The organism is Paenarthrobacter sp. TRD_SC_7 (assembly GCF_056156245.1).
Genome location: NZ_CM149587.1, coordinates 3011872 through 3035258, shown reverse-complemented (window position 1 = coordinate 3035258; position 23387 = coordinate 3011872). Strand labels below are relative to the sequence as shown.

Annotated in this window: 26 protein-coding genes, 7 tRNA genes and 1 riboswitch; of the genes, 17 read left to right on the top strand and 16 right to left on the bottom strand. The window is 62.5% G+C overall.

Annotation, left to right across the window (positions count from 1 at the left end; translation table 11 throughout):
- Window positions 1-16: 16 nt before the first annotated feature.
- The 4 genes from AC0J5Z_RS14715 to AC0J5Z_RS14700 all read right to left on the bottom strand — a co-directional run bounded on the left by AC0J5Z_RS14715 (window position 17) and on the right by AC0J5Z_RS14700 (window position 3287).
- Window positions 17-745 (bottom strand): SDR family NAD(P)-dependent oxidoreductase, encoded by a 729-nt coding sequence (locus AC0J5Z_RS14715; RefSeq protein WP_475033493.1) that lies wholly within the window; start codon window positions 743-745, stop codon window positions 17-19.
- A complete protein-coding gene (locus tag AC0J5Z_RS14710; RefSeq protein WP_475033491.1) occupies window positions 745-2112 on the bottom strand; it encodes a DUF6421 family protein in 1368 nt (455 codons plus the stop codon). The genes AC0J5Z_RS14715 and AC0J5Z_RS14710 overlap by 1 nt, the downstream gene beginning before the upstream one ends.
- A 210-nt stretch (window positions 2113-2322) precedes the next feature.
- Complete coding sequence (msrB, locus tag AC0J5Z_RS14705; protein WP_475039718.1) at window positions 2323-2781, bottom strand: peptide-methionine (R)-S-oxide reductase MsrB; 459 nt, start codon at window positions 2779-2781, stop codon at window positions 2323-2325.
- A 14-nt stretch (window positions 2782-2795) separates the two neighbouring features.
- Entirely contained in the window at window positions 2796-3287 is a 492-nt protein-coding gene (locus tag AC0J5Z_RS14700) for a hypothetical protein (RefSeq protein ID WP_475033489.1), read from the bottom strand.
- Between the two features lie 123 nt (window positions 3288-3410).
- Between AC0J5Z_RS14700 and AC0J5Z_RS14695 the strand changes: the two genes are divergently transcribed.
- Entirely contained in the window at window positions 3411-4679 is a 1269-nt protein-coding gene (locus AC0J5Z_RS14695) for an alpha/beta hydrolase family protein (RefSeq protein WP_475033487.1), read from the top strand.
- A gap of 39 nt (window positions 4680-4718) precedes the next feature.
- Here AC0J5Z_RS14695 and ybaK read toward each other — a convergent pair whose 3' ends face one another.
- The 3 genes from ybaK to AC0J5Z_RS14680 form a co-directional block, all read right to left on the bottom strand.
- Window positions 4719-5225, bottom strand: a complete 507-nt coding sequence (ybaK, locus tag AC0J5Z_RS14690) for a Cys-tRNA(Pro) deacylase (RefSeq protein ID WP_475033485.1) — start codon at window positions 5223-5225, stop codon at window positions 4719-4721.
- Between the two features lie 34 nt (window positions 5226-5259).
- Window positions 5260-5721, bottom strand: a complete 462-nt coding sequence (locus AC0J5Z_RS14685) for a SufE family protein (protein ID WP_192812000.1) — start codon at window positions 5719-5721, stop codon at window positions 5260-5262.
- 91 nt (window positions 5722-5812) lie between these two features.
- The gene (locus AC0J5Z_RS14680; protein ID WP_475033483.1) at window positions 5813-6739 is read right to left on the bottom strand and encodes a sulfurtransferase; all 927 of its coding nucleotides are present in this window, start codon (window positions 6737-6739) and stop codon (window positions 5813-5815) included.
- Window positions 6740-6947: 208 nt separating this feature from the next.
- Here AC0J5Z_RS14680 and zapE point away from each other — a divergent pair, with 208 nt between their 5' ends.
- Window positions 6948-7988 (top strand): cell division protein ZapE, encoded by a 1041-nt coding sequence (gene zapE, locus AC0J5Z_RS14675; protein ID WP_475033481.1) that lies wholly within the window; start codon window positions 6948-6950, stop codon window positions 7986-7988.
- Between the two features lie 19 nt (window positions 7989-8007).
- Here zapE and AC0J5Z_RS14670 read toward each other — a convergent pair whose 3' ends face one another.
- The 9 genes from AC0J5Z_RS14670 to AC0J5Z_RS14630 form a co-directional block, all read right to left on the bottom strand.
- Window positions 8008-9225, bottom strand: a complete 1218-nt coding sequence (locus tag AC0J5Z_RS14670; RefSeq protein ID WP_475033479.1) for a benzoate/H(+) symporter BenE family transporter — start codon at window positions 9223-9225, stop codon at window positions 8008-8010.
- 119 nt (window positions 9226-9344) lie between these two features.
- On the bottom strand, window positions 9345-9578 hold the full coding sequence (locus AC0J5Z_RS14665) for an antitoxin (protein ID WP_309076278.1): 234 nt from the start codon (window positions 9576-9578) through the stop codon (window positions 9345-9347).
- A gap of 96 nt (window positions 9579-9674) precedes the next feature.
- Window positions 9675-11129: an amino acid permease gene (locus AC0J5Z_RS14660; RefSeq protein ID WP_475033477.1), complete on the bottom strand. Its 1455-nt coding sequence runs from the start codon at window positions 11127-11129 to the stop codon at window positions 9675-9677.
- Between the two features lie 178 nt (window positions 11130-11307).
- Window positions 11308-11383: transfer RNA gene (locus AC0J5Z_RS14655), tRNA-Gly, on the bottom strand.
- A gap of 57 nt (window positions 11384-11440) precedes the next feature.
- A tRNA-Val gene (locus AC0J5Z_RS14650) sits at window positions 11441-11515 on the bottom strand.
- 23 nt (window positions 11516-11538) lie between these two features.
- Window positions 11539-11611 (bottom strand) — tRNA-Gly (locus AC0J5Z_RS14645).
- A gap of 57 nt (window positions 11612-11668) precedes the next feature.
- A tRNA-Val gene (locus tag AC0J5Z_RS14640) sits at window positions 11669-11743 on the bottom strand.
- A 39-nt stretch (window positions 11744-11782) separates the two neighbouring features.
- Window positions 11783-11853 (bottom strand) — tRNA-Cys (locus tag AC0J5Z_RS14635).
- Window positions 11854-11899: 46 nt separating this feature from the next.
- Window positions 11900-11972, bottom strand: a tRNA-Gly gene (locus AC0J5Z_RS14630).
- A 249-nt stretch (window positions 11973-12221) separates the two neighbouring features.
- Between AC0J5Z_RS14630 and AC0J5Z_RS14625 the strand changes: the two genes are divergently transcribed.
- The 15 genes from AC0J5Z_RS14625 to hisG all read left to right on the top strand — a co-directional run bounded on the left by AC0J5Z_RS14625 (window position 12222) and on the right by hisG (window position 23356).
- Window positions 12222-12296: transfer RNA gene (locus tag AC0J5Z_RS14625), tRNA-Val, on the top strand.
- 131 nt (window positions 12297-12427) lie between these two features.
- On the top strand, window positions 12428-12595 hold the full coding sequence (locus AC0J5Z_RS14620) for a hypothetical protein (protein WP_475033475.1): 168 nt from the start codon (window positions 12428-12430) through the stop codon (window positions 12593-12595).
- A gap of 12 nt (window positions 12596-12607) precedes the next feature.
- Window positions 12608-13501 carry a cytochrome gene (locus AC0J5Z_RS14615; RefSeq protein WP_475033473.1) on the top strand — a complete coding sequence of 298 codons (894 nt, stop codon included), beginning with the start codon at window positions 12608-12610 and terminating at the stop codon, window positions 13499-13501.
- A gap of 50 nt (window positions 13502-13551) precedes the next feature.
- Window positions 13552-14124 (top strand): peptide deformylase, encoded by a 573-nt coding sequence (gene def / locus AC0J5Z_RS14610; protein ID WP_178995478.1) that lies wholly within the window; start codon window positions 13552-13554, stop codon window positions 14122-14124.
- Complete coding sequence (gene fmt / locus AC0J5Z_RS14605; RefSeq protein ID WP_475033471.1) at window positions 14121-15041, top strand: methionyl-tRNA formyltransferase; 921 nt, start codon at window positions 14121-14123, stop codon at window positions 15039-15041. The genes def and fmt overlap by 4 nt, the downstream gene beginning before the upstream one ends.
- A complete protein-coding gene (locus AC0J5Z_RS14600) occupies window positions 15038-16606 on the top strand; it encodes an RsmB/NOP family class I SAM-dependent RNA methyltransferase (protein ID WP_475033468.1) in 1569 nt (522 codons plus the stop codon). Before fmt ends, AC0J5Z_RS14600 begins: the two co-directional genes overlap by 4 nt.
- A 71-nt stretch (window positions 16607-16677) precedes the next feature.
- Window positions 16678-17352, top strand: coding sequence for a ribulose-phosphate 3-epimerase (rpe, locus tag AC0J5Z_RS14595; RefSeq protein WP_475033466.1), 675 nt, complete (start codon window positions 16678-16680; stop codon window positions 17350-17352).
- A 78-nt stretch (window positions 17353-17430) separates the two neighbouring features.
- A riboswitch (FMN riboswitch) is annotated at window positions 17431-17587 on the top strand.
- Between the two features lie 89 nt (window positions 17588-17676).
- On the top strand, window positions 17677-18381 hold the full coding sequence (pnuC, locus tag AC0J5Z_RS14590; protein WP_475033464.1) for a nicotinamide riboside transporter PnuC: 705 nt from the start codon (window positions 17677-17679) through the stop codon (window positions 18379-18381).
- Window positions 18382-18422: 41 nt separating this feature from the next.
- Window positions 18423-19517: a bifunctional diaminohydroxyphosphoribosylaminopyrimidine deaminase/5-amino-6-(5-phosphoribosylamino)uracil reductase RibD gene (gene ribD / locus AC0J5Z_RS14585; protein ID WP_475039716.1), complete on the top strand. Its 1095-nt coding sequence runs from the start codon at window positions 18423-18425 to the stop codon at window positions 19515-19517.
- On the top strand, window positions 19517-20146 hold the full coding sequence (locus tag AC0J5Z_RS14580) for a riboflavin synthase (protein WP_475033462.1): 630 nt from the start codon (window positions 19517-19519) through the stop codon (window positions 20144-20146). Before ribD ends, AC0J5Z_RS14580 begins: the two co-directional genes overlap by 1 nt.
- A complete protein-coding gene (gene ribB, locus AC0J5Z_RS14575; protein ID WP_475033460.1) occupies window positions 20143-20835 on the top strand; it encodes a 3,4-dihydroxy-2-butanone-4-phosphate synthase in 693 nt (230 codons plus the stop codon). The genes AC0J5Z_RS14580 and ribB overlap by 4 nt, the downstream gene beginning before the upstream one ends.
- Entirely contained in the window at window positions 20832-21536 is a 705-nt protein-coding gene (ribA, locus tag AC0J5Z_RS14570) for a GTP cyclohydrolase II (RefSeq protein ID WP_475033457.1), read from the top strand. The genes ribB and ribA overlap by 4 nt, the downstream gene beginning before the upstream one ends.
- Before the next feature lie 17 nt (window positions 21537-21553).
- Window positions 21554-22039: a 6,7-dimethyl-8-ribityllumazine synthase gene (gene ribH, locus AC0J5Z_RS14565; RefSeq protein ID WP_475033455.1), complete on the top strand. Its 486-nt coding sequence runs from the start codon at window positions 21554-21556 to the stop codon at window positions 22037-22039.
- Window positions 22040-22146: 107 nt separating this feature from the next.
- Entirely contained in the window at window positions 22147-22410 is a 264-nt protein-coding gene (locus AC0J5Z_RS14560) for a phosphoribosyl-ATP diphosphatase (protein ID WP_018778638.1), read from the top strand.
- An 85-nt stretch (window positions 22411-22495) separates the two neighbouring features.
- On the top strand, window positions 22496-23356 hold the full coding sequence (gene hisG / locus AC0J5Z_RS14555) for an ATP phosphoribosyltransferase (RefSeq protein ID WP_017197405.1): 861 nt from the start codon (window positions 22496-22498) through the stop codon (window positions 23354-23356).
- Window positions 23357-23387: the final 31 nt, after the last annotated feature.

Below are 23387 nucleotides of genomic sequence, written 5' to 3'. Positions count from 1 at the left end.
ATTCACGCTTTCCAGTCTATTTGGCCAGCAGGATGCGCTGGCCGTTGAGGGTGGCGGCCGGTTGTTCAAAAAGCCCGACGGCGGCAGCGGCCAATTCTTCGACGTCCGTGAATCCGGGGAATCTCCTTTCGGGATGAGCCTCCCGCATGGCAGCGTCGACGAGGGCTTTCACCACGAAAACAACTGCCGCGCTGTGCTGTTCGGTGGGAGCATCCTTGCTGGCCGACTGCGCCCGGCGGAAACCGTCGGCTACTGCCAACGTCCAGGCTTCCGCAGCCGCCTTTGCCGCAGCGTAGCTGGCGGCCGCTGCCGTTGGAGCAGATGCGGTGGTTGACGACACCATGGCAAGCCGACCGAGGGGAGATGCTTCGAGTTGTCTGTAAAAGACCCGGGAGACGTTGCGGAGTGTGGTGACAGCGCTCCGTTCCATGGACTCCCAGTCCTCGTCCGTTTGGTCCGCTATGCCTTTCGCGCCGCGCCAACCGCCCACGAGATGGATCACGCCGTCGATGCCCTCGATGCCGAGGTCGCGAACGGTGAGCGCAAGTTCCCGTACGGACTCGAGGCTGGCGAGATCGCATGCCAGGGGGGTCGCTCCATGGCCGGCTTCAGTTGCGGCCGCTTTGATCCGGACATCGTCCGAACCGACAGTGAGCACCCTGTGACCGGCGGCCCCCAACGCACGCGTCACGGCGATGCCCGAAGCGCTGCTTCCGCCGGTCACCAGGATAGTCAGTGTGGTCATCAGGCCGCCGTCGAGCCAGTGATGCCGGTGGTGGACTCGATGACGGGGCGCATCTTCTTCTCCAGTGCTTCGTAGAACATGGACAGGGGGAACTCGTCGTCCAGGACCTGGTCTGTGAGGCCGCGGGGCGGACCGTCCAGAGGCAGCGACTCGGGGCCCTTGGCCCAGACAGAAGCCGGGTGGGGAGTCACTGTGCTCGAAATGAGCTCGTATGCCGCCAGCCAGTGGGCAGCCTTGGGGCGGTCGATCGAGCGCCAGTACAGCTCTTCGATTTTGGCGCCGAGTTCCACCACGACCGAGGCAGCTTCGTCCCAGTCGATGGAGAGCTTGCTGTCTGTCCAGTGGAGCACGTGGTGCTGGTGCATCCACGCAAACAGGAGTTGGCCGCCGAGGCCGTCGTAGTTGCGGACGCGGCTGCCTGTGATGGCGAAACGGAAAATCCGGTCGAAAATCACTGCGTATTGGACGAGCTTTGCATGCTTGCGGGCATCGGGGTCGGCTTCTTCGTCTCTTTCAATGCGTACGGACTCACGGAACGCGGTCAGGTCGCAGCGCAGCTCCTCCAGGGAGTAAAGGAAGAACGGCATGCGCTGCTTGATCATGAACGGATCGAAGGGAAGGTCCCCGCGCATGTGGGTGCGGTCGTGGATCAGGTCCCACATGACAAAGGTGCGCTGGGTCAGCTCATGGTCCTCGATCAGCTGCGCCGCGTCCTCGGGAAGTTCCAGGGAAGTGGTTGCCGCGGCTGCCTTGAGGACGCGGCGGAAACGGGCGGCCTCGCGGTCGGCGAAGATGGCGCCCCACGTAAAGGTGGGGGTCTCGCGGACGGCGACCGTCTCCGGGAAGAGTACAGCGGAGTTGGTGTCGTACCCGGGGGTGAAATCTACAAAGCGGATGGGGACGAAGAGCTTGTTGGAGTACTCGCCCGCCTCCAGGCCGTCAATGAACTCTGGCCAAATAACCTCGATCAGGACTGCTTCGACCAGCCTGTTGGTGCTGCCGTTCTGTGTGTACATGGGGAAAACCACCAGGTGCTGGAGGCCGTCAATGCGCTGTTCCTGGGGCTGGAACGCTTGAAGGGAGTCCAAGAAGTCCGGCACTCCAAAGCCGCCCTGGACCCACTTGGCGAAGTCTTCCACCAGGAGCTCCAGGTAGCGGGCATCGTGGGGGAAGTGCGGGGCCAAGGCCGTGATGGCGTTGGTCACCGTGGAAACGAGACTGGCCGCCTCAGTGTGAGCTGCAGAATCAGGAATGGAGCCGTCCTGCTCCTGGTGTGCCTGCAGTGCTGTGGCCGCAGCCTTAAGGGTCGTCCATTCGGCGTTGTCTGCGGTGACACGCGGGAGGATGTCGGTGGTGATAGTGGTCATGGAGCTCGGCCCTTTCCAAGTAGTTATTACTTCTGGGCCGAGCGTAGCAAGAGAAAAGCATCGCTAATCCAAGAATGCTATGAGCGTAAGAAACTCTTGGGCATCCGGTGTTGAGAAGCGGGTTAAGGTCCAGTCGGCGGATAGAGAGGCGCCCCATGACATGGCAGGCGTCCCGGACGGGCGGGCAAGCGCCGGCCCGTCCGGAAGTGCTTAGCTTTCTTCCGGCTTCACCAAGCGCAGCGAAACGGAGTTAATGCAGAACCGCTGGTCCGTGGGTGTGCCGTAGCCCTCGCCCTCGAAGACATGCCCCAAGTGGGAATCGCAGTTGGCGCAGCGGACCTCCACGCGATCCATTCCCATGGTGCGGTCATGAAGATACCGGACCGTGCCTTCAGCCAGCGGTGCCCAAAACGACGGCCAACCACAATGGGAATCGAACTTCTCCCGGCTCGTGAACAACTGGCTGCCACAGGCGCGACATTGGTAGACGCCTTCCGTGTGGGTGTCCCAGTACTCGCCCGTGTAGGGCCGTTCAGTTCCCGCCTGCCGGAGGACACGGTATTCCTCCGGCGTTAACTCCTCGCGCCACTGGGCATCGCTTTTCTCCACGGGCACAGAAGTATCCTCGGGCGCAGAGGTTGTCTTGCTGGTGTTGTCAGGAGTGTTCATGTCTTGTGCAACGCTCACGAGTCGCCGATAAATCCCGAACCGGCATACAAGTGGAGGACCGGAAGCCCAAGTTGATCCTGGGCTTTGTTGGCCCAGTCGGTATGGAACGTATCCGCGATCGCATGTGGTCGGGTAATGACCACAGCCTGGGCTGCATCCACGGCCCGGACTTTCGCCACCAAGCCGGCAACGGCACCGCCGTCGACGACTTCTCCCGTGACGCCTCCGCCCAAGCCGGCCAACGCCGCCAGGGACGCAGTCAACGTCTCCGAGGCCTCCGCACGCTCAACCTCAGGGTCCGGATGTTGTGCAGTGAGCTCCCGGAACGCCTTGGCGATATCAAGCAACGACAGATTCTCGAGGAAGTCCACCAGAAGATGTCGTTCGGTGTTAGAGGGGACCAACACAACAAGGGGCGCGTCGCCGCCGTCGATCAGTTTGGCGATGTTAACGCGGTCGTCGGGGCCAAGGGGCTCTTCAGTCAGGATGACGATGGGATCACTCATGGCTACAGCGTAGTCCCGGGGACCCGCAGTCCGCAGACTTTTGGACCCCGATTCCGCCTTGCCAGTGCGCCGCGCGGTCCACGCCTGCACCATGCAGTGCCGGGGAGCAGCAACAATGGAACCATGGCATCGACTACCCCGCCAGCGAGCGACGCTGCAGACACGAAACTCTCCCTCCGCACCAAATGGGCCATTGCCGGCTTCCTGGCAGGGGGTACGGTGGCCGGTTTGGTAGGGGCAGGGTCCTCGGCGCTCGCCGTTTATTTTGCCCGCCGTGTCATCACCCCTGCCGCCCGGCACGAGGACCAGGAAGTCCTTGCCGTGATCCGCGGTGACAAGGGACCGCAGGTCATTCTTGCGGCCACCCCTGACACCATCATCGACGGCGTCTTCAGCCTCTTCTTCGCCGGCGGCCAAGGACACGCGAGAATCGGCCGGATTGTGTCCTATTCGCCCGCCGAACAGACAGTCCTGCGTGAGGTCGAAGAAGTCTATAGCGGCGGTCTCTCGGAGGCCCGCCGCGCCTGGTGGAGCGGGGCAACGTATCCGGATCCCGCCGCCATCGGCCTTGCGGCCGAGGATGTGGAGATAGAGATCGACGGCGGGAAGGCACCTGCCTGGTTGATCCGCGCCGAAGCGTCGGCTCCTGCACCGGTCTGGGCAATCATGGTCCATGGCCGCGGAGCCACGCGCTTGGAAGGACTCCGCGCCGTTCGCACAGCACGCGAACTTGGAATGGACAGCCTGCTGATCTCCTACCGTAATGACGGCCTTGCCCCCTCCGCACCGGATGGCCGGTATGGCCTCGGATCCACGGAATGGCGTGACGTTGAGGCCGCTATCGAATATGCGCTGGACCATGGTGCGCAGGAGATTGTTCTGTTCGGTTGGTCCATGGGCGGGGCGATCAGCCTCCAAACAGCAGACCTGTCCAAGCACCGCCACCTCATCCGGGCGCTGGTACTGGATGCCCCGGTCATCAATTGGGTCAATGTGATGGCCCATCACGCCGAGATGAACAGAATCCCCTACAACGTGGGCCGTTATGGGCAAATGATGCTGAGCCATCCACTGGGGCGCAGGCTGACCGGACTATCTGCTCCCGTGGATTTGAAAGCCATGGACTGGGAAGCGCGGGCAGTCGAGTTGCGGACCCCCACCTTGCTGATCCACAGCGTGGACGACGACTACGTGCCCTTCGGGCCGTCCGCCAGCCTTGCGGAAAAGAACCCTGAGATGGTCACGTTTGAGCCGTTCGACGGCGCCCGGCATACCAAAGAGTGGAACGTTGACCCTGAGCGGTGGGAGCGCGTGGTCCGCGCCTGGCTGCAGAGGCAATTTGCTCCGCGAAACAACCCCGGTCAGACGAGCGCCACCGGGCAGCCTGGCTGAGGCGCCTGGCAGTGGCGAGTGGACCAGGGCGGTTTTGGGTCAGCCCTTGACGCTCGATGCAGTGCCGATGGGAGCCGTGATGGCTTTGGTGAGCCGGATGAGATCGGCCGGAGCCAACTCAATGTCCAGTCCACGTCGGCCTCCTGACACAAGGAGGGTAGCCAAGTCCACAGCAGACTCATCAAGGACCGTGGGGGAGGCCTGCCGCTGTCCCAGCGGGGATATCCCTCCCAGCACATATCCAGTGCGCCGTTCGGCGGCCTTGGGATCGGCCATTGCCGCCTTCTTGGCTCCGAGGGCTGCAGCGACGGACTTTAGGTCGAGATTTCCGGACACAGGAACGATGGCCACAGCCAGGCGGTCTCCGACCTCCACCATGAGGGTCTTGAAAACCCGTTCGGGTTCGATGCCCAGGGCTTCCGCGGCCTCCAGGCCGTAGCTGGCCGCCGATGGGTCGTGGGCATAAGGGTGCAGCACGAAGGGAACGCCGGCCGCTGCAAGTGCTGCAGTTGCCGGCGTTCCCTGTGAAGCCATCTTCTTGCCCATGCCGTGTGGCGGTACCTTTCAGTGTTCCAGCCGGTCAGTGTTCCAGCCGGCTGGCGGCTGCGACTTTTCGCTTGATACGGCCGAGCATGGCGGTCATTCCCCGCATGCGCAGGGGAGTGATGGCCCGGGTCAGACCCAGCAACTCAGGCATGTCGTCGGGTACGGCCAGGATTTCCTCGGCAGTCAACCCATCCAGGCCCTCGTGCAGGACCCCTGCGAAGCCCCGGGTGGTAGGCGCCTCCTGAGGAGCTTTGAAGAAGAGCCGGTAGGCGCGGGCGCCGCCGTCGGGATTTTTCTCGGACTCGATAGTGAGAAACAACGGTGACTGGCACTCCACAACCTGTTCCAGCAGTTCCGGGTGGTCCTTCAAGCGCTCCGGAAGCTCCGGCAAACCCCTCGAGAATTCGAGCAGGAGTTGCAGGCGGTCAGGCTCCGTCAGTGCCTGGAAGTCATCGACGATTTCCGCCAGGGCGGTGGGCAAAGTGTTCGTACTCATCACTTCCAGCTTACGCAAAACAGCGGTCAATGCATCTTGTGTGGCCGAACACTACGGATGCCTTGATCCCTGCCTTGGTGTTGACGAGCCCCTAGTTGCTGACGAGGGAGGCAGGAACGGAACCGCGCTCGGCGCCTTTGACGATGGGAACCCGGACTGCATTGCCCCACTCGGTCCAGGAGCCGTCATAGTTGCGGACGGTGTCGAAGCCCAGCAAGTACTTCAGCGCGAACCAGGTGTGGCTGGAACGTTCGCCGATGCGGCAGTAGGCCACCACGTCATCGCCGGGTTCCAGGCCGGCCTCGCCGAGGTACAGGGCTTCCAGCTCTTCGCGGCTCTTGTAGGTTCCGTCTTCAGCCGCGGCGCGTGCCCACGGGATCGATGCGGCCGTGGGAATGTGGCCGCCGCGCAGTGCACCCTCTTCCGGGTAGGCCGGCATGTGCGTGCGCTGTCCCGTGTATTCCTCAGGGGAGCGGACATCGATGAGGGGGTTGCCCAAGTGGGCCAGGACGTCTTCCTTGAACGCACGGATGGGGGCATCATTGCGCTCCACCTCCGGGTATTCGCCCACTGAGGGTTGGGGGACGTCGGTGGTCAGCTCGCGGCCTTCGGCGATCCACTTATCGCGGCCGCCATCGAGGAGGCGGACGTCCTCGTGGCCGAACAGCGTAAAGACCCAGAGCGCGTAGGCAGCCCACCAGTTGGACTTGTCACCGTAGATGACCACGGTGCTGTCGCGGGAGATGCCCTTGGAGGCCGCCAGGGCGGCAAAAGCGGCGCCATCCACGTAATCGCGGGTGACCTCGTCATTCAGGTCTGTGTGCCAGTCGATCTTGACGGCGCCCGGGATGTGGCCGGTTTCGTAGAGGAGAACGTCTTCGTCGGACTCGACAACCACAAGCTTGCCGTCGGCAATGGCGCCGTCTGCAAGGGCTGCCGCGAGCCACTCAGTGGACACGAGGCGTTCAGGGTTCGCGTACGCTGCAAACTTTTCGTTCTGTTCAACTGGGTAGGACATGGTGATGGCCTTTCACTGACAACGGTCGGAGCCAGGCCGCGGAAAGTGGTGCAGGTGCCGGCCGGGCGTGCTCCAACACTAACCACGGCCAGCGAGGAATGCTTCCCTGTGGTCATACGGTGAAACATGGGCTTGGTCACGTGACGGTTTCCGAGTGTCCGATGCCGGTATTCTTGCTGGGGACCTAAAACCGAAGGAACGGACCACCGTGGTAAAGATCGAACAACTGGCTGCCCGAACGCCGGCAGTCTCTGTGGAGGAACTCCTCAAGGGTTTCTACCCGTCTCCGCGATTCGGAGAGGTATCGTTCGACAGCTACCGGCCGGATCCTTCCCAGCCGAGCCAGGCAAATGCAGTGAAGCTGCTTTCCGCATTTGCCGACGGCGTGGGAGCCGATGACGGTGGCGGCCTCTTCAAGAAGTTGTTCGCCAAGAAGGCTCCGGCAACGAGGGCGGGAATCTACCTCGACGGTGGTTTTGGTGTGGGTAAGACCCACCTCTTGGCTTCTCTGTGGCACAGGTCACCCGGGCCCAAGGCTTTCGGGACGTTTGTGGAATACACCAACCTTGTGGGTGCCTTGTCCTTCCGTAAAACGGTGGAAGCCCTGAGCAGCTACAAGCTTGTGTGCATCGACGAATTCGAACTTGATGATCCCGGGGACACCGTGCTCATGTCCCGGCTCATGCGTGAACTGGCCGACGCCGGCGTGAAGCTGGCAGCCACGTCCAACACGCTTCCCGGTTCACTGGGTGAAGGGCGCTTTGCCGCGGTGGACTTCCAGCGTGAAATACAGGTTCTCTCGGACCAGTTCGACGTCGTGAGGATCGACGGCGAAGACTTCCGTCACCGTGGTTTGCCCGCCGCTCCCGCACCGCTCAAGACCCAAGAGCTCAAGCACCGGATGCGTGCTGAATTCGACGGAAAGACCGTGGCTGTGGATGATTTCCGCACCCTCGTCAACCACCTGGCCGCGGTCCACCCCAGCCGGTACCGGCAGCTCATCTCGGGTGTGGAGGCGGTGGTGTGGAACGACGTCGAAACCATTACCGAACAGGCAGTCGCCCTCCGCTTTGTGGTTCTTGCGGACCGGCTCTACGACAAAGATGTGCCGATCCTGGCCAGTGGCGTACCTTTCGACCAGCTCTTCACCGAAGAGATGATGACCGGTGGATACATGAAGAAGTACTTCCGTGCTGTCTCCAGGCTGACGGCTCTTGCCCGTGAGGCCCAGAACCACGAGCCTGCCTGACCAGGGGTTACTGCCTGGGTCAGGCTTTCTGAACGGGTTCGCGGCTCTTCAGGATCCAGCGAACCAGGATGCCACCTGCCAACGCCCAAAAGGCCGCGCCAACGCCAGCGAAGCTCAGGCCTGATGCTGCCAGCAGGAAGGTGATGCAGGCCGGAATGCGTTCCTCGGCTACCGCCAGGGCCGACGAGATGGACGAGGCCAGCGTCCCCAACAGGGCGAGACCGGCCACGGCCTCAAGAAGTCCGGGCGGGGCTGCAGCCACCACCGTGACCAGCGCTGCTGAGGCAGCGGCCAGAATCAGATAGGCAAAGCCTGAGACGAACGCGGCGATCCAGCGCCGGCCATGGTCCTTGCCCGCCTCCTCACCGGCGGCCAGTGCTGCGCTGAGCGCGGCCAGGTTGATCGCATGCCCTCCGAATGGTGCTCCGGCGATGGTTCCAGCCCCGGTCACCAGCATCGACGGACGCCATGGAGTGGTGTAACCGAACGACTTGAGGACAGCGACGCCGGGAATGTTCTGTGACGCCATGGTGACGATGAACAAGGGCAGCGCCAAACCCACCGCAGCCTCCACGGTAAATGCCGGCGTGGTCCACTCCAGCCTTGGCAGGAGGCTGCCGCCGGGAATGTGAACGCCGTTGGACACGATGTGGACGCCGATAACCGCCAGCGCGACGAGCAGCGATGCAGGCACCGACCAACGTGGTGCGAATTTCATCAAGACCACCCAGCACACCACCACTGGTGCGATGAACAGCGGAGCCGATCCCATCGATTTGAACGGCGCAAGGCAAAGGGGGAGCAGCACGCCGGCGAGCATTGCCTGTGCCAGCGCGGTGGGGATCGTCGCCATGATCCTCCCCAAGACGGGAAGGAGCCCGGTCAGGACGATCAGCACCCCGACGATCAGGAACGCGCCCACGGCAGCCGGCCAGCCGCCGTCGACCATTCCAGCGGAGGCGAGCAACGCCGCCCCGGGAGTGGACCACGCCAGGGTAATTGGCATCCGGGACCGCCACGACAAGCACAGGATGCCCAGGCCAAAGGAGAGCGTTAGCGCCAGCAAGCCGCTGGATGCTTGGGCCTGGTTCGCACCCACCGCCTTCAATCCCGCCAGCACTACGGCGAACGACGAAGTGAAACCCACTAGGGCGGTGACGATGCCTGCTGTGACGGGTGGTCCCAGTGTCTCCTTGGCGTCGTGGCTTTGGTCGTTAGAGGTGGAAGCTGAAAGCATAAGGTCAAACGTACCGGACCAGCCGGTTAGCGGCTGTCCGTTAAACGCCAAGGGCACCGGTGGCGCCTCGCGGCGGGACCGGTGCCCCCTTGACGTATCTGGTACGGCGGCTCAGGCAGCTACGGCTGCTTCGGCTCATCCGTGACGGGAGCCTGTCCAGGCTGACCGTCGTTCTTGGCCACGAAATCGGAAGCGGCATTCTGGACTTTGTCGACGTGACCGGCGTATTTGCCGCCCGTCTTCTGGTCCACAAAATCCCCGGCCTTGTCGATGCCATTCTTGATGGCTTCTTCGTTGCCTTGAATGAGACCCTGAGCCTTGCCCTTCAGGTCGTCAATTAAACCCACGGGCACCTCCCTTCCATTCGCGGAGCCAGTTCGCTCCTCCGCGTCCGACCCTAACACCAGTTCTCCGGGGTGCCAAGGGTTCAGCGGCGGCCTGTGGACGAACTACGCCAACGGCTTATTTTCGACCTTGTGGCGCGGGCTGTCCGGGTTCATGAGGGAGTGCCTGCGTCCATAGGCGAAGTAGATGATCAGGCCGATGACCAGCCAGGCACCGAATCGCAACCAGGTTTCCCAGTGGAGCTGGAACATCAGGAAAGCCGATGCCAGGACACCGAACGCGGGGACGACGGGCATGAACGGTAAACGGAACGTGCGCGGAGCGTTGGGCTTGGTGTAGCGGAAGACGATCACTGAAACGCAGACCACCACGAAGGCAGCCAGGATGCCGATGTTGGTGAGGTCGGCAACTTCCTTGATGGGGAATACACCGGCGAGGAATGCCGAGGCAACGCCTGCGATCCAAGTCACGCGCTGCGGAGTCCCGTGGCGGTCAGTCTTGGCAAACCAGCCGGGAAGCAGACCGTCGCGGCTCATGGAGAACCACACGCGGGTGACACCCAGGAGGAAGGTGAGCATCACGGTGAGGATGGACAGGACAGCGAACACCGAAATGATGGTGGCGATGACAGGCAGGCCGACGCCCGTGAACGCCGAAGCGAAGCCGGCTGTGGGATCGATGTCCTTGTAGTTCTGCATGCCGGTGAGCACGAGTGTTGCGGCCACGTAAAGCAGCATGGCCACGATCAGGGAGAGGATGATGGCCTTGGGCATGTGCTTCTTGCCGTCCTTTGCCTCTTCCGCAGCGGTGCTCATTGCGTCATAGCCGAAGACGGCGAAGAAGACGGTAGCGGCACCGGCCAGGACCGGGCCGAAGCCACTGGGCATGAACGGGTTGTAGTTCTCGGTGTTGATGTAGAAAATACCCAGGCCGATGATGAACAGGATCAGGATGACCTTGATGGCAACCGCTACCAGTTCAAACCGGCCAAACGCCTTGGTGCCCCGGCTCAGGATCCAAGTGACCAGGAGGCAGACGAGGATCGCCGGCAGGTTGATGATGCCGCCCTTGCCTTCATCAGCGGTGGACGTCATCCACGTGGGCATATGGATTCCGATGCCGGACAGGAAGGCATCGAAGTACCCGGAGATGCCGATGGCCACCACAGCCACGATGGCGATGTACTCAAGCAGGAGATCCCAGCCGATGAACCAGCCGATGATCTCTCCCAAGGCAACGTAGCCGTAGGTGTAGGCCGATCCGGCGCGGGGAATCATGCCGGCGAATTCGGCGTAGGACAACGCTGCTGCACCGGAAGCGAGACCGGCGATCAGGAACGAGAAGAGCACGGCAGGGCCGACGCCCGGGTTGCTCTCGCTGCCATGGGCTACCAGCCCGGCCAACGAGAAGATGCCGACGCCGATAATTCCGCCGACGCCGATGGCCGTCAGTTGCCAGAGGCCAAGACTCTTAAAGAGCCCGCTGTGTTTGTTTTCTTCCTCGATATCGTCGATGGGCTTGCGCCTCAGGACGGACTTGGAAGCCGTCAGTTGGTTCATGGGGGTACTCCTGCCAGTTGGCGTGGAACGGTGATGATCTCGCAGTACATTATGCGAGCCGAATCACATTAGATAAAGCGACTTCTTCTGAGGGGTATCGGTTACTTCCAATAATCAATTGAGTATTGGCCGAATCCAGGCATAAAAAAAGCAGCTCCGGGGAGCTGCCTTCTCTCTTTGGAGCGGACGACGAGATTCGAACTCGCGACATCCACCTTGGCAAGGTGGTGCTCTACCAGCTGAGCTACGTCCGCACATGCTGCCTGCCGGGCTGATGCCTGGCCTTCAACAACAAACAAGTTGCCTTGTTCTGGTGGGCGATACTGGGATCGAACCAGTGACCTCTTCCGTGTCAGGGAAGCGCGCTACCGCTGCGCCAATCGCCCGTTACCGGGTCCTTCATAAGGAGAGCGGACGACGAGATTCGAACTCGCGACATCCACCTTGGCAAGGTGGTGCTCTACCAGCTGAGCTACGTCCGCACATGCTGCCTGCCGGGCTGATGCCTGGCCTTCAACAACAAACAAGTTGCCTTGTTCTGGTGGGCGATACTGGGATCGAACCAGTGACCTCTTCCGTGTCAGGGAAGCGCGCTACCGCTGCGCCAATCGCCCATGCATCCAGCCAGCAGCTGGAAGACATGGTTTTCACCGAGGTGGGTACGGGATTCGAACCCGTGTATACGGCTTTGCAGGCCGCTGCCTCGCCTCTCGGCCAACCCACCGTGTAAGCAGGATTCCGAGGAATTCTTGCCTTGACAGTGCCTTGCGAGCGGACGACGAGATTCGAACTCGCGACATCCACCTTGGCAAGGTGGTGCTCTACCAGCTGAGCTACGTCCGCAGTGTCGTTTCGGCGGGCAGCCATGCAGGCATTCCGTCGCTTTCCGACGAGTAAAAACTCTATAGGAGGTTGCAGGAAACTCCAAATCGGTAGCCTGCTTTTGATCGAGGAGCCCGCTGGATCCTTGTATTTACGCGGATCTGGGTGAGTTTCATGGCTGTAATTCCACTCTTGTAGTTCTGGGTGAGGCTAGGGGTAATGATCCGTTTTGCATTCCGGCAATGGTCCGTTAGTGTTTTCTATGCACCTGGGCGATTGGCGCAGTGGTAGCGCGCTTCGTTCACACCGAAGAGGTCACTGGTTCGAACCCAGTATCGCCCACCACCTGTTTGCAGTGGTTAAACCCCGTTTGGACTGATTGAGCCAGTCCGGACGGGGTTTTTCTTTGCAGCATGCTCGTGTGGCGGATTGCGGGTTTCTGCGTCACGAACTGCGTTGATGCGACACACATCAGCATGCGCGAACAAGAAGACTCGGAATCACCTGCGGCCTCCACGGAACCTGCCACGCCCTTCGCGGATCTCGCTCCGACCGCCCCGATCCTCGCCGGCAAGCTCGCCAGGCTCCCTCCTGAGCAACTGGCGTTGATCTTCCCGCGGATGAATTCTGTCGGCCCTCTATGACACAGTCTTTGTATGACTGCTCCACTGCTTGCCCACGCTACTGACTACGGCCGGATGTACGCCCGCTCCACAACTGAGCAATTTTCCGTGCCGTCGATTACTACGGTGATCGGACAACAGGCGCACGCCTTGGACGGATGGTTCAGTTACATGGGGGCGAGCAGCCTGGCCGCGGATCCTGAGCTTCCCTCGATTCTCGGGAGCCCGGCGAAAATCCGTCAGGCCATCAACAAGGCGTCCAAAGCCGCGGAGGTTTACCGGGATGCGGCGGCCGCGCGCGGTGACCGCGTCCACACGTACTGCGAACAGGTAGCGTTGCGGGCGATGGGGCGCCCTCACCGAATGCAGGAATGCAGGGACGACCTCGCTGCCCACGGTGAACAGGCCTTTGCCGCGCGGTTTGACGAATGGTGGGAGCTCTACCGGGTGGAGCCCCTGGCGCCGGAGATCACTGTGTGGAACAAAACAGTGGGTTATGCCGGGACGTTGGACCTCGTAGCCCGGATCAACGGTCGCATCTGCCTGATTGACTACAAAACCAAGGGGACTACCAGGGACGGGACAGTCAAGGCCCTGGATGACAAAGTGGTCATGCAACTCGCGGCGGGGATGAAAGCCGAGGAAAGCCTGGTGGATCCTGTTGCAGGTGAATGGGAGCCTTGGAAATACGGAGACAGCCCCATGCTGCTTGCGGTGGCCATCGGTGAGACCGAAGTCAGGCCGCAGCGGGCCAACCCGGACATCCTCAAGCATCATTGGTGGAAGTTCTGTGCCCTGCGGCGGGTGTGGGAGATGTCAGCGGACGTTGTCGCAGCAGGGCAGCCATTGCTGCCTGTTGCTCCGCCGGTCTTCGCGTCAGCCGGAGCGGCACCGACACCGGCCTTGTCCTCAACTAAACTGGCTTAGGCTCCGCAACAACCGGAACCTGGTTTGACGATCGTGAGGACTGACAGCAGATGGCAATTTTGAGTATCCGAATCATCGGGGACCCGGTGCTGCGCACCGTAGCTGACCCCGTCACCGATTTCGGTCCGGAGCTCGCCAAGCTGGTAGCTGACATGACGGAAACCATGGAGGACGTTGAGGGCGCAGGTCTCGCCGCGCCGCAGGTGGGCGTCAGCCAGCGCGTGTTTACCTATCGCATCGGGGGAGTGGAAGGCCACATCATCAATCCGGTCTTGGAAAACAGTGAGGACTTCCAGCCGGACGAGGTAGAGGGTTGCCTTTCCATTCCCGGCCTGGGCTTCCCTGTGCGTCGCTTCCGGGCTACCCGGGCAACCGGCGTGGACCTGAATGGCAATCCGGTCTCGGTAGAGGCTGAAGGTATGCTCGCCCGCTGCTTCCAACACGAGACAGATCACCTTGATGGTGTCTTGTACACAGACAGGCTGGAAGGCGACGACCGTAAGGCCGCCCTCCGCGCCATCCGGAATGCCAACTACCACGCGATTACCGAGCAAACCACGTCCAAGCGCGCCAATTCCGTCGGGTCCAGTTTTGGCGGCGGAAGCTTCGGGGCGCCCGAGTGAGGGTACTCTTCGCCGGAACGCCGTCTGTGGCTGTGCCGTCCCTTGACGCGCTGATCAAGGCCGGCTTCGACGTCGTGGCGGTTCTCACCCGGCCGGACGCGCCCGTGGGCCGCAAACGTGTCCTGACTCCTTCGCCTGTGGCTGCCCGGGCGATGGAACTCGGTATCCAAGTCATTCGCGCGGCAAAGGTTGACGCCGACACGACGGCCAGAATCGCGGAGTTCGCTCCCGACGTCGCCGCCATCGTTGCTTACGGCGGCATCGTTCCCAAAGCTGCTTTGGGTGTCCCCCCACACGGCTGGGTCAATCTGCACTTCTCCCTACTTCCGGCTTGGCGCGGCGCGGCCCCCGTACAGCGTTCCATCATCGCGGGCGACGACGTCACCGGGGCGGCCACCTTCCAGCTCGAAGAAGGCCTCGATACTGGGCCCGTATTCGGGACGTTGACCGAGACAGTTCGTCCCGAAGATACCGCGGGCGATCTCCTCGAGCGACTGTCCATAAGCGGCGCGGTTCTGCTGAGCCAGACCCTTTCCGCCATTGATGCGGGTCAGGCTGCTCCACAGCCTCAAAACGGGGAGATCTCCCTCGCGCCCAAACTGACGCTCGATGACGGACGCCTGGACTGGCAGCAGCCGGCCCTTGCCTTGAACCGCCGTGCCCGCGGAGTTACTCCTGAACCCGGCGCATGGACAACCTTGGAAGGCCAACGGGTCAAACTTGAACCAGTAGCTCTCCGTCCCGAAATCAAGGACCTTCCTCCGGGAAGCATTCGGGTGGAGGGCAAGTCGGTTCTGGTGGGTACAGGTTCCCATGCAGTGGAGCTTGGCCGGATCCAACCGGCTGGTAAGAAAATGATGTCGTCGGCCGATTGGGCCCGCGGCTTGGCGACACCCGAGAGAGTGGTATTCGAATGAGCGAGTCCGGCCGCCGAGGCCCCAACAACAGCGGGAGCCGGGACGGCGGCGGGGCGGGAAACCGAGACTCGCGGGGCAACCGTGGAGCCCGTGGCGAGAGCAAGCGCGACGCCCAGGGCCGGGAGCGAAACAGGGGACCGCAGAGGGGCTTCACGAACAACGCCCCGTCGCAGCGTACGCGCCGCGCAGATCCAGCCAGACTGGTTGCTTTTGAAGTGCTCCGCGCGGTTGCTTCCGAGGATGCCTACGCAAACCTTGTGCTTCCGGCGCGCATCCGGGAACACCGGCTGGACCGTCGGGATGCCGGCTTCGCCACTGAGTTGAGCTACGGCGCTTTGCGTGGCCAGGGTACCTACGATGCCATTCTTGCCCGTTGCGTGGACCGCCCGTTGGAGCAACTGGATCCTGCAATCCTGGATGCCCTGCGGATCGGCGCGCACCAGCTGCTCTCCATGCGCGTTCCCGCCCATGCCGCGCTGGACCAGACTGTCGGCTTGGCACGCGCGGTCATCGGTGCCGGCCCGTCGGCCCTTATTAATGCGGTACTTCGCAAGGTCACTGCCCACAGCATGGCCGAGTGGTTGGAGATCCTGCTGGATGACGAATCCGACGAAACCAAAATCGCTGCCTTGCGCCATGCGCACCCTGAATGGATTGTTCGGGCACTACGCCAATCTTTGGTGAACCATGGTCGCCCCAAAACCGAGATTGATGCCCTGCTGGAGGCAGATAACGCGGCCCCGGTGGTCAACTTGGTGGCCTTGCCCGGACTGGGCAATCTCGACGAGGCTTTCGATAATGGAGCGACCGCCGGTGAGTTGGTGGAAGATTCGGCTCTGTCCGCTGGCGGTGACCTCGGCCGTTTCGAATCGGTCCGGCGCGGAACCACGCGTGTCCAGGACGTCGGATCACAGCTTGTGGCGCGTGCGTTGGCCGGAGTCGAGCTGGGGGAGTCGCCTGAACGGGGTGAGCGATGGCTGGACTTGTGCGCCGGCCCCGGGGGTAAGGCGGCTCTTTTGGCTGCCCTGGCGTACCGTGACGGCGCAACCCTCCTGGCCAACGAACCTGCACCGCACCGGGCCAAACTTGTTCAGCAAGCACTCTCGGCTGTTCCCAACGAGGCCTGGGCAGTGCGGACCGGCGATGGTCGTGAAGTGGGTGCAGAGCAGCCCGAGACTTTTGACCGTGTCCTCGTGGACGTACCATGCAGCGGTCTTGGAGCCTTGCGACGACGACCCGAATCGCGGTGGCGCCGCTCGCCCAAGGACATCGGCGATTTGGGGCCGCTGCAGCGTGATTTGCTGAAGTCCGCGCTTGATGCCGTCAAGCCCGGCGGCGTGGTGGCGTACGTGACGTGTTCGCCACATCCGGCTGAAACCACAGCTGTTGTTACTGACGTGCTGGCCAGGCGTGGGGACCTTGAACTCCTCGACGCCGGACAAGCGTTGGACGATGTCAGCCTCACCGGTAGCCTCGGCGCCGGTCACGAGCTCACTGCCCAGTTGTGGCCGCACGTTCACCAGACGGATGCCATGTTCATGGCGATCATCCGTAAAAAGCCGTAGTCTCCAAAACCTAGCCGCAGGGGTCGGTTCTTTGCCCCTCTGCGGACTATCACCGACCCGAAGGGGCTGCCTTGTCTCAGTGCTGTATCAACCCGAGCATCCTTTCAGCGGATTTCGTCAACCTTGAGGCGGAACTCCAACGGATCAGCAATGCGGATGCCGTCCACGTGGACGTCATGGACAACCACTTTGTACCCAACCTGACGCTCGGGTTGCCGGTGGTGCAGAGAATTCAAGCCGTCAGTCCGGTTCCGCTGGACGCGCATCTGATGATTTCCGACGCCGACCGCTGGGCACCCGCTTACGCGGATGCCGGTGTCGCTTCGGTGACGTTCCATGCCGAGGCAGCCATGGCGCCCGTCAAGCTTGCCCGCGAGTTACGTGCCCGCGGGTCCAAGGCAGGTATGGCCCTGCGCCCGGCCACGCCCGTTGAGCCCTACCTGGACATGCTTAGCGAGCTGGACATGCTGCTGATCATGACGGTGGAGCCCGGATTCGGGGGGCAGTCATTCCTGGACATCACCTTGCCCAAGATCCGTCGTGCCCGCGCGGCAATCGAAGGCTCGGGCATCGGCGTTGCCATCCAGGTGGATGGCGGCATCACTGAGGAAACCATTGTGCGGGCTGCTGAGGCAGGGGCCAACGTGTTCGTTGCGGGCTCGGCAGTCTATGGGCATCAGGACCCTGCAGAAGCCATCGACCGGCTCCGCGCGGCGGGCCAGGCGGCTTCCGCGACGAAAGCCTGACGACCGTCACCACATGTTACGAAGATGGCCCGGGAATAGCCCGGACATCTTGGTAGTTGTGGCAGAATAACAACACACATACGTGCTCCGGGGTCGGTGTAAGTCCGAACCGGCGGTTATAGTCCGCGACCCGCGAGCCATTGGATACCCAAGAGATTGGGCACTCGGTGGCAGACGGTTGAACTGGTGAAATTCCGGTACCGACAGTTAAAGTCTGGATGGGAGAAGCACGTACAGTCATGCCTTGGGCGTTCTTTTGCGAACGCCCGGCATTGCGCTGTCGTACACCCCCGGAGTCATCGCGGCTTACTGGGAAGGAACGGCATGGACTTTCTGCGATGGCTCTTCGAAGCACAGATCCCCGTTGGAGGATCTGCTCTTGTCTTACGCGAAGTGCTTGGTAACATCTTTGGGCTCCTCAGCGCCCTCGGCGGTATGCGCCGCAAAGTCTGGGCTTGGCCAATCGGCATCGTCGGTAACCTCCTCCTGCTCACGGTCTTCCTGGGCAACGTCTTCGGCGCAGCAGCGCCAGCCACGTTGTGGGGACAGGCTGCACGCCAAATCATGTTCATCGCCGTCGCCATCTATGGCTGGTACCGGTGGCAGCAGGGCCGGCAATCAAGCACCCAAGGGCGCGCCATCGTCCCCGGTTGGGCCAGCAATAAGGTCCGCATCGCCCTGATCGGTGCGATGGTGGCCGGCACGGCAGCATTGACGCCCTTGTTCGATGCCCTTGGCTCCTACCCGCCCGTTTGGGCCGATGCTTGGACCTTCATGGGCTCCTTGTTGGCAACATACGGTATGGCCCGTGGATGGACCGAGTTTTGGCTGATCTGGGTGGCCGTTGACATCGTGGGCGTGCCACTGCTGTTCAGCGCCGGCTACTACGCCAGCGCGGTCATGTACCTGTTCTACGGCTTCTTCACCCTCACCGGGTTTTTCGTATGGTGGCAGGCCGAAAAGCGTGAACGTGCCGGCCGCGATACCATCCCTGCAGCCGTTGCCGTATCCGCGGGAGCTGTCCAGTGAGCTTCGCCAATTCGCCTTACACCGCTGCAGAGAGTGCGGCCATGGAGGCCGCATTGGCGGCGGCCCTTGCCGGTCCCCGGGGAGCCAATCCGTTGGTGGGGGCGGTGATCCTCAGTCCCGAGGGCGAGCAACTGGCAAGTGGTTATCACCGAGGAGCCGGAACGGCCCATGCTGAAGCCGACGCGATTTCCGAAGCCCGCAAGAGGGGTGTGGACACTGTGGGAACCACCATGGTTGTCACCCTGGAGCCCTGCAACCATGTGGGTCGAACCGGACCCTGCGCCCAAGCGATCATTGCCGCAGGAATCGCTAAGGTGATTTACGCCGTCGACGATCCCCATGATCCCGCCGCGGGCGGTGCGCGGACCCTCACTGCCGCCGGTGTTGAGGTCAGGTCCGGGCTGGAGAGCCGGAAGGCGCTGGACCTGAACCGTGACTGGTTCGACGCCGTTGCGGCCAAGCGTCCTTTCGTCACCTTGCATATCGCCCAGACCCTGGACAGCCGCATCGCGGCGGTGGACGGCACCAGCCAGTGGATTTCCTGCCCGGAGTCGCTCGCTGACAACCACGGACTGCGGGGACTTATCGACGCGATCCTGGTAGGCACCGGAACCGTGCTGGTCGACAACCCGCGGCTGACGGCTCGAACCCCGGAGGGCGAACTGTCGCCCCACCAGCCCATACGCGCCGTCATGGGCCTGCGGGAAGTCCCCGAAGATGCCGCAGTCCGCGGAACTGATGGGCGTTTCGTCCACCTGCCCACACGGGATCCGGCAGAAGCCCTGGGCATGCTGTTCGAACAGGGGGTCCGCCACCTCATGGTGGAAGGCGGCTCGTCAATTCTGAGCACGTTCCTCGCCGCAGACCTCGTGGACGAACTGATCGTCTATCTGGCCCCGACGTTGCTGGGATCCGGAACTCCGGCTCTGCACGACCTCGGTATCACCACGCTGGCAGACGCCCAGCACTGGTCTTGGGACGAAGCCGGTGGCGGCGCTGTGCGCATCCTCGGCAACGACCTTCGGCTCCACCTGCGGTCCCCACGGGGGGCAGCCAGCAGTATCAAGAATTCGATTCCGCAGAAGAATTTGGCTTCACACAGTGAAGCTGCGGAATATGTCACAGGAGGACACTGATGTTTACGGGAATCGTTGCTGAGCAAGGCACCGTGCTGGGGATTGAGCACGACGGCGACACCAGCGCCACACTGCGGCTGAAAGCGCCCACCACAGCCAGCGACCTGGGATTGGGCGGATCCATTGCCGTCAACGGGGTGTGCCTTACCGCAACCGCAATTGACGGCCAGGAGTTCAGCGTGGACGTCATGGGCGAGACCTTGGTCCGGACCACCATCGGCGAGCTTTCAGAGGGAGACGCCGTGAACTTGGAACGCTGCGTTCCGGCCGGCGGGCGGTTGGACGGCCATGTTGTCCAGGGCCATGTGGATGGTGTCGGTGAACTGCTGGAACGCGAGCCGCTGGGAAACTGGGACCGGCTGCGGTTCGGCGTGCCGGCCCCGCTGGCACGGTATATCGCCGAAAAAGGGTCGATCGCCGTCGACGGTGTCTCCCTGACCGTGACAGCGGTCAGTCCTGCTGCCGAAGCGGCACCGTGGTTTGAAGTGGGACTGATCCCCACCACCTTGGAAGAAACAGGCCTGGGCGCCAAAACGGTGGGAAGCCGTGTGAACCTTGAGGTTGACGTGCTGGCCAAGTACACCGAACGCCTGCTGTCCTTCGCGCCCGTCCAGGGAGGCGCACGATGAGCGCCCCCGCCAAGACAACTCCCGCCGGCCCTGGCCGCACCGGGCTCGATCCTGTTGAGTCAGCCATCGCGGCGATGGCCGCGGGCAAGGCCGTGATCGTGGTGGACAACGAAGACCGCGAGAATGAAGGCGATATCATCTTCGCTGCTAAGCACGCCACGCCTGCCCTCATGGGCTGGACTATCAGGTATTCGTCCGGCGTCATCTGTGTCCCCTTGGATGAAGAGCGTGCAGACACCCTCATGTTGCCGCCCATGGTGCAAATCAACCAAGATGCTAAGGGTACTGCCTATACTGTTTCCTGTGACGCCGCGATCGGAGTCAGCACCGGAATCTCCGCCACAGACCGGGCCTTGACGGCCCGGATTCTGGCGGATTCAAGCAGCACTCCGGCTTCCATCACCCGCCCCGGGCATATTTTCCCGTTGCGGGCAGTTAAAGGGGGAGTGCGTGAACGTCCAGGCCACACGGAAGCTGCCGTGGACCTGTGTCGTCTTGCCGGGCTGGCTCCGGTGGGCGTGATCGCAGAGTTGGTACATGACGACGGTGAAATGATGCGGCTGGACAGCCTGCGTGACTTCGCCGCTGACCATGGATGCCCCCTCATCTCCATAGAGGACCTGGTGTCATATGTTGAAGCGGTAGAGTCCCAGGCGGCACATGTTTCACAGGACGAGGAGAAGCGATGACCGCATCGACCACACGCAACAGCGACCATACCGGCCCCGCGCCGCACCCTGTGACGGGCGGGCCGATTGTGCAGCTGCCTACGGCTTTTGGTGACTTCGTGGCACAGGCGTGGACGGACCTTGAGACCGGCCACGAGCACATTGCCGTGAGTTCCCCCAACCCGCCCGCGGGCGGCCGTGCACCCTTGGTACGGCTGCATTCCGAGTGCCTTACCGGCGACGTGTTCGGTTCCTACCGCTGCGACTGCGGAGAACAGCTGGCCTTCGCACTGGAACTCATCCACGCAGAGGGCGGCACCCTGCTCTACCTGCGCGGCCAGGAGGGCCGTGGCATCGGGCTGGCCAATAAGATCAAGGCTTACGCGCTCCAGGAAGCCGGTTTCGATACTGTTGAAGCCAATGAGCAGCTGGGTTTGCCGGTTGACGCGCGCTCATACGCTGCGGCAGGTCAGATCCTGGCCGAGATGGGCCTCCACGAAGTCCGGTTGCTGAGCAACAACCCGGACAAGCAGCACCGCCTGGACAAGGCCGGGGTAACTGTTGTGGAGATGGTGCCCACCGAAGTGCCGTCGCGTGAACAGAACCTGCGCTACCTGCAGACCAAGAAGGACCGGATGGACCACAGGCTGACGCTCGATGTTGAGCCGGTCAGCAATGGCAAGACACCGGCACCCAACCCCTTTGACAACAACCAAGACTGATCGGATTCACAGCAAACATGAGCGGCCACGGCGCACCCACTATTGACCTCACCACCCTCAACCCCGGGGAAACCTCGCAGCTAAAGCTCGCCATTGTGGCGGCAAGCTGGCACACGCAGATCATGGACGGGTTGGTTGACGGCGCCCTGCGCGCAGCCAAGGAAGCCGGCATCGCGGAACCCACGCTGCTGCGGGTTCCGGGCAGCTTTGAGCTTCCTGTTGCTGCGGCCAGGCTCGCGCCGCACTTTGACGCCGTCGTAGCACTTGGCGTGGTTATCCGCGGCGGAACGCCGCACTTCGACTACGTCTGCCAGGCCGCGACGTCGGGACTCACCGACGTCAGTGTCCGCACCGGCGTACCGGTCGGGTTCGGCGTCCTCACCTGTGACACCGAGCAACAGGGCATCGACCGTGCAGGCCTTCCCGGTTCCAAGGAGGACAAGGGCCATGAAGCAGTGACCGCTGCCTTGGCCACGGCTGTGACCCTGAAGCAGTTCAGCTAGAAGCACTGGTTGCCGAGGGGGATGTGGGTGTGTCTTCACTCACATCCCCTTCGTCATGCAACGCCCCAACAAGCGGTGGCCGCCCCCGAGCAAGTAGTCTGGAGGGCGTGAAGAATTTCGAGACGCTGTTCGCAGAACTGAGTGAGAAAGCAGCGACCCGCCCGGCAGGCTCGCGCACGGTTGCCGAACTGGACTCCGGAATCCACGGCATCGGCAAGAAGGTGGTCGAAGAGGCCGCCGAAGTCTGGATGGCCGCGGAGTACGAATCGGACGAAGCCGCTGCTGAGGAAATCTCCCAGTTGCTCTACCACCTGCAGGTCCTCATGCTCGCCAAGGGCCTCAGCCTGGAGGACGTTTACAAGCATCTCTAGCCACGCCACTCCGCCTGCCTTTTGCGGAGCCCCCCTGCGTGGCCAAGGTGCCTGAAAACCTCCATTCCAAAAAGAAAGTCTCCTAATGCTCCGTGTAGCAGTCCCCAACAAGGGATCCCTGTCCGAAGCGGCCTCGGCAATGTTGTCCGAGGCCGGTTACCGCCAGCGCCGCGACACCCGCGAACTGGTCATGGTTGATCCTGACAATGACATTGAGTTCTTCTTCCTGCGTCCCCGCGACATCGCCGTCTACGTAGGCCAGGGAACCCTGGACGTCGGCATCACTGGCCGCGACCTCTTGCTTGACGCCAAGGTGGAAGCCGAAGAACTGCTTCCCCTGGGCTTCGCCCCGTCCACGTTCCGGTTTGCCGGTCCCGTAGGTGACTTCACCGGCGTCGAGCAGCTTGAAGGCAAGCGCCTGGCCACCAGCTACGACGGTCTCCTGCGCGACTACCTCGCCGAGCGCGGCGTGAACGCCAAGGTGGTCCGCTTGGACGGTGCCGTGGAATCATCTGTGCGGCTCGGCGTCGCGGACGCCATTGCCGACGTCGTTGAAACAGGTAATACCCTCAAGGCTGCCGGTATGGAGATCTTTGGCGATCCCATCCTGAAGTCAGAGGCGGTGCTGATCCGCCGCTCCGGCTCCGGTGGCGCCGCCAACGGGACGGCCAAGGAAATCGAGATCCTCATTCGTCGCCTGCAGGGCGTTCTTGTGGCACGTCAGTACGTGCTGATGGATTACGACATCCGCAAGGATCTGGTGGAAGACGCGGCAGCACTGACGCCGGGCTTGGAGTCGCCCACCGTTTCGCCGCTTCGCGATTCCGAGTGGGTTGCCGTCCGGTCCATGGTTCCCAAAAAGGAAACCAACCGCATCATGGACGAGCTTTACGACCTCGGCGCACGCGCCATCCTGGTCAGCAGCATCCACGCCTGCCGTATCTGAGCTGCTCATTGAAACAGCAGAGCCCAGCAGA